Genomic DNA, 1,230 nt, shown 5'->3' on the forward strand with positions numbered 1-1,230 from the left:
GCCTTAATCTCAACGAAGTTCTCTATAGAGCTTAAGACTACCCAGCTACATGGTTTCATGCCTAACTTTTTCTCCCTTTCATATATGACTACATCCTCACGCAAGGTCTTTCCTAGAAAAAGTCCAGCAGGTCCTGCACCAACTATCGCAATTTTCATGCCTTAAAATTAGGTAAAGGTAACATAAAAACATCCAGTAACCCTCTTAGATTAAGGCTTGACGCGAATTTCCGTACGTAAAGTTTCCAATCTCATCTAATTAAGTCATTTCAAAGGGTTTAATATAAGAGAAATAAATGGGTTCGTTTTAATATATCCTTCTAGATTTATCACATTTCACGCTTTAGTATATTTCGAACTAGGATCTACTTTCCTCTTAAAGTCTTTTTTTACCCTTATTATTGACCTCTAAGCTTATTGTATAGTCCTCCTACATGTTTTATCACTTTCTTCACATAAACTCCCTAATAAACGGAACTACAGATGAGGGAGACGCTTACGTATACTAGGATAAAGGAGTTAGTGCATTCGTGGCCCCTTCTCTTCTTTCTGCTTGATCTTCTACTCCCTCTTCTTCATCTCCCAAAGAATGAGATCTTCAGTCATCCTAATCAGTAACTCATTGACTTCTTTCCCCTTTGTCCATGTATCTCTTGTCCATTCTCTCGATATAGTTCGATAATCCCTGTGCTATCAAATGTTTAGCCCTCAAGGTTCACTTATTCTACAAAGCAGACATAAATATCTTGATTATATAATTTAAAGTAGTTGAATAATTTAGAGATATATAATAAACATGTTTCGTATACAAATTGAAAATTAACTGTCCTCTTCACTCTAGAGACCAGAAAACAAGGAGGTTAGTATTGCTTTGTATAATATAAATCTTCTAAATCTCGCTTTTCGGTAGAAATAGCAGATTAAAGCTAGAACATTGTAGATTATATGTTTATATTCTATTCTATCAGATAAATAGCAGTTTTTACTCCTCTAATTTTACTAAAATACTTAGTAGACAAGAAGAGAAGGTTGGATATAATTTTATCCACACTCCCTTAGACCAGAGAGATTAAGGGATTTAACTTTCCTGACTTTAACTCGCCTTCATTTGTCGAGTTAACCACAAGTTAACTTGACAACATATTACTAGAAAAGTGAAAAGACCTTATTTCCACAGGAAATCTAGGAATCATAAATCCCTAAATAAATTGAAAGTATTACTCTCCTTTCC

The 1,230-nt window shown here is 34.1% G+C and carries 1 protein-coding gene; it reads right to left on the reverse strand.

Annotated elements, in window-relative coordinates; translation table 11 throughout:
• A partial coding sequence (locus CM19_RS13525; RefSeq protein ID WP_420804711.1) for an NAD(P)-binding protein occupies positions 1–158 on the reverse strand: 158 nt, incomplete at its 3' end.
• Positions 159–1,230 lie beyond the last annotated feature (1,072 nt).

Origin of the sequence: Candidatus Acidianus copahuensis (genome assembly GCF_000632495.1) — an archaeon.
Taxonomy (GTDB): Archaea; Thermoproteota; Thermoprotei_A; order Sulfolobales; family Sulfolobaceae; genus Acidianus; species Acidianus copahuensis.